4 protein-coding genes are annotated in these 2,827 nt (G+C 65.7%); all 4 read right to left on the bottom strand.

Going from position 1 to position 2,827, the window contains the following annotated elements; genetic code table 11:
- Positions 1 to 253, bottom strand: a 253-nt coding sequence (locus tag IRZ12_RS17085; RefSeq protein ID WP_296471149.1) for an MBL fold metallo-hydrolase, incomplete at its 3' end; no start/stop codon positions are given.
- Between the two features lie 102 nt (positions 254 to 355).
- Complete coding sequence (locus IRZ12_RS17090; protein WP_296471151.1) at positions 356 to 487, bottom strand: DUF2474 family protein; 132 nt, start codon at positions 485 to 487, stop codon at positions 356 to 358.
- Complete coding sequence (cydB, locus tag IRZ12_RS17095; protein ID WP_296471153.1) at positions 487 to 1,494, bottom strand: cytochrome d ubiquinol oxidase subunit II; 1,008 nt, start codon at positions 1,492 to 1,494, stop codon at positions 487 to 489. Before cydB ends, IRZ12_RS17090 begins: the two co-directional genes overlap by 1 nt.
- A partial coding sequence (locus IRZ12_RS17100; RefSeq protein ID WP_296471156.1) for a cytochrome ubiquinol oxidase subunit I occupies positions 1,484 to 2,827 on the bottom strand: 1,344 nt, incomplete at its 5' end. The genes IRZ12_RS17100 and cydB, both read right to left, overlap by 11 nt.

The raw sequence follows: 2,827 nt of genomic DNA on the forward strand, positions 1-2,827 counted from the left end.
CCCTGGGGAACAGCGTGAAGTTGACCGCGTGGTCGTAGTGGGCGTGGGTGAGCACGACGTCGGTCACGTCGGCGGGCTCCACGCCGTGCTTGCGCAGTGCATTCAGGATGGGCTTGCGGGCACCGAATGCGCCGACGTCGACGAGAATGACATGGGGGCCGTGGCGCACGAGCGTGACTGTGCTCCAACCAAGTCCGCCATGATGAGTGGCCCGTCCAGGGTAGCCTTGGATCAGGACGTCGACGGTTGCCATGATGATTTCCTCCCGGTGTCGGCGAGCCGCCATTCTGACGGGCTGCGCCGCGTGCGGCAAGCGAGGAGGTACGGACGCGGATGCGCTGGGGCGGCTAGCCGTTCATGCAAGGCCCGCGGCGCGCATGGCAAGTTTCAGCAGCGCCGCGAGCGCGGCAAGCGCCGCCACGCCGCCGGCCCACAGCAGCACCAGCCAGGCCAGCCGCCGCCTCCAGGCGCCCGGTCCATGGTTCATCAATGGTAGCCTTCGCCTTGCCGCACTTTGCCGCGGAACACCCAATAGCCCCATGCGGTGTACATCAGCACCAGCGGAATGATGAGCAGGGTGCCGACCAGCGTGAATCCCATGCTTTGCGGCGGCGCGGCCGCTTCCCAGATCGAGATCTCAGGCGGGATGACGTTGGGCCACAGGCTGATGCCCAGGCCGCTGTAACCGAGGAACACGAGCGCCAGCGTCAACAGGAACGGTTCGGCGTGGCCGTCTCCGCGCAGGGTATGTAGTAGCCGCCATGCCACCAGCAGTACGAGCATGGGTACCGGCGAGAACCAGAGGAGATTGGGAAAGCTGAACCATCGCTCGGCGATGGCAGGGTGGGCAAGGGGCGTCCAGATGCTGATGATCCCGATGACAGCCAGGGTGAGCCAGGCCAGGCGGGATGCAATGCGCCGCATGCGTGCTTGCAGTTCCGCGTCGGTTTTCATGACCAACCAAGTCGCGCCCAACAAGGCGTAGGCGCATATCAAGCCCAGGCCGGTGAAAAGCGGAAAGGGGGCGAGCCAATCGAAAGCGCCGCCTGCGTATTGCCCGTCCTGCACCGGCAGTCCGTTCAGGTAGGCGCCTAGCGTGGCTCCCTGGCAGAAGGTGGCAAGGAGCGAGCCGCCCGCGAAGGCGGCGTCCCACAGCCCGCGTTCGTGGTCATGGGCCTTGAAGCGGAACTCGAAGGCGACGCCGCGGAAGATCAGCCCGATCAGCATCAGGATGAGAGGCAGCGCCAGGGCGCTAAGGATGACCGAATAAGCGAGCGGAAAAGCGGCCAGCAGCCCCGCCCCGCCCAGGACGAGCCAGGTTTCGTTGCCGTCCCACACCGGCGCGACGGTGTTCATCATGACGTCGCGATCGTTCTTGCTGCCGAAGAAGGGAAACAGGATGCCGATGCCGAGGTCGAAGCCGTCCATCACGACGTACATCATGATCCCGAACAGAATGATCACCGCCCAGATCAGCGGCAGGTCAATGCCCATGGCGAGGCTCCTCATGCGTGCGTTCGTCTGCGCTGGTTGCTTCGTGCGCGGCCGAGAGCGGTCGCATCGGCTGCCGCTTTTCCCCCGGCCCGCCCGGCACTTGCCGCTTGTGTTCGTCGGGGGCGGGGCCTTTCGCGATCAGCCGCAGGCCGTAGGCCGTGCCGGCGCCAAACACCGCGAAATAGACCGCGATGAAGAGCAGCAGGGTGAAGGTCAGCTGACCGGCGGTGTGTTGGGGGGTGACGGCGTCGGCCGTGCGCAGCAGTCCGTGGACAGTCCAGGGCTGGCGGCCAATTTCCGTGGTGTACCAGCCGGCGAGGATCGCGACCAGGCCCGCCGGCGACATGAGCAATGCGAAACGCAGGAAAGGCCTGGACGTATATAGCCGCGACGATCGCCGCAGCAGCAGGCCCCCTATCGCGAGCGCGATCATGAGCAGGCCCAGGCCGACCATGAGGCGGAAGGTCCAGAACACGATCGTGGCGTTGGGGCGGTCTTCGGGCGGAAAGTCCTTGAGGACGGGGATTTGCCCGTCCCAAGTGTGCGTGAGGATGAGGCTACCCAGCCGCGGGATGTCCACCGCGAAACGCGTGGTCTCCGCTTCCATGTCGGGCCAGCCGAACAGCGTCAGCGGCACACCCTCCCCAGCGGGCGCGCGCTCCCAACGCCCCTCCATCGCTGCCAGCTTGGCCGGCTGGTGCTCGAGCGTATTGAGGCCGTGCAGGTCACCCAGTACCGCTTGCACGGGCGCCGCAGCCAGCAGCATCCACATCGCCATCGACAGCATGGTGCGCACGTGCGGACTGTCGCGGCCACGCAAGAGGTGCCAGGCCGCCGAGCCGCCGACCATCAGCGCCGTGGCGAGATAGGCCGCGACCACCATGTGGGCGAGGCGATAGGGAAAGGAGGGGTTGAAGATCACGGCCAGCCAATCCACCGGCACGACGCGGCCGTCGAGTATCTCGTGCCCTTGGGGCGTATGCATCCAACTGTTCGATGCCAGGATCCACGTGGCCGAAATCAGCGTGCCGAGGGCCACGGCCACCGTGGCAAGGAAGTGCAGGCCGGGGCCCACCCGTTTCAGCCCGAACAGCATCACGCCCAAGAAACCGGCTTCGAGGAAGAACGCCGTGAGCACCTCGTAAGTCAGCAAGGGGCCGGTGACGCTGCCGGCAAAGCGGGAAAAATTGCTCCAATTGGTGCCGAACTGATAGGCCATCACGATGCCCGAGACCACGCCCATCGCGAAGGCGACCGCGAATATGTTGAGCCAGAAGTGATATAGGTCGATGTAGACCTGCCTGCGGGTCCGCAGCCAGAGGGCTTCCAGCAC

The organism is Pigmentiphaga sp., assembly GCF_019689535.1.
Classification (GTDB): domain Bacteria; phylum Pseudomonadota; class Gammaproteobacteria; order Burkholderiales; family Burkholderiaceae_B; genus Pigmentiphaga.